Origin of the sequence: Micromonospora sp. WMMD736 (assembly GCF_049179015.1) — a bacterium.
In the GTDB taxonomy this organism is placed as follows: domain Bacteria; phylum Actinomycetota; class Actinomycetes; order Mycobacteriales; family Micromonosporaceae; genus Micromonospora.
The window spans coordinates 1-1,162 of the sequence record NZ_JBMHMI010000135.1 but is presented as its reverse complement, the minus strand read 5'-3'; the positions used below and the strand labels follow the sequence as shown (position 1 = coordinate 1,162).

The following is a 1,162-nucleotide window of genomic DNA, read 5'->3' as shown; positions in this document are numbered from 1 at the left end:
GCGCGGGCGACGACGACGTCGTTGCGGTTGCCGGGCCAGCACTGGCCAGCTGTGATGACGTGCTGGCGGTGCGCGCAGATGATGATTTGGAAACGCAAGTGGAAACTCTGAAGCACACAACCCCGCGATCCACGCAAGCAGCGAACCGGGCCCGGAGCGGGCAAGCGGACGATACGCGTTGGCTGCGGCGGCCACGGCCGCGCACGACGCGAGCAGCCCGGTAACGGCGCGGATCATAACTACGGTTCCTCACCTCGGCGGGCGGCCACCTCGCGCGCGGTGAACTGTCGTCGCGCCAGGTGCTCGACGTGGTCAATATCGGAGAGGATGTCGCGCAGCTCTTTGCGAAACGCGTTGCGGCGATCCGTCAACGACGGATCCTGCTGAAACAGGCCCTGATCGTCGGCAACTTGGCGCGCTGTTGCGAAGACGAGTGTCGAAACGGGTTCCCTGCTGCGAATCCGCCCTTGCGCTACATACTGTTGCCCCACCCCCAGCGCCCGTCGAACGAGATCCTCCTCGGACAGCGACGCGGGCGCCTTACACAACACGTGGGCGACGATCTCGTAGGCCTCGAAGAACGGCCGCAACATGGTCCAGCTCATCAATGGGCGCTTCGAGAGAAGAATCGATTCGATCCCGTCGAACAGGGCGGAATCGAGGTCAGCGCTGCCGCGCACCGCGCGCTCCCAACCGTCGTACCATCGCAGCTCTTCGGCGATGTTGCACCGGAACTCGGCCGAGGCGGCGAAGTAGAAGTCGAACTTGAGCAGATCGCGAAGTCGGAACGTCTGGGTCCAGAACGCATCGAGGCGATCGCCGTCGGCATGGCTGGCGTGCGCCAACGCTAGTTCGACTATCGAAGTCTCGAGGAAGGCGTGGATTGCCGAGTTGCGGTAGAAGGCGGCGGCATGCTCATGTTCGGGGGCGATCCGCCACACGGGTTCCCATCCGTCGTCGACTCGAGTGACCGGATGTCCGTCGGAAAGTGCATCCAATGCTGCGCGCACTCCATCGAGCGTCGCGAGGTGTCGTGCACTCTCGGTCATGGGAATCTGCTTGAACTCGAGGTACTGTAGCCCGCCGTCCACCGTGCGGTGGATCTGCCCTAGGGTCAGGGCCACGCCGCGGGTGGCTAGCAGCAACGCGGAGATGAGCGCCG

General features: G+C 64.4%; 1 protein-coding gene. It reads right to left on the bottom strand.

Annotated features, from left to right (window positions below; all coding sequences use genetic code 11):
* Window positions 1-239: 239 nt before the first annotated feature.
* Window positions 240-1,162: hypothetical protein (locus ACN269_RS34685; RefSeq protein WP_421477558.1), on the bottom strand; the 923-nt coding region annotated here is incomplete at its 5' end.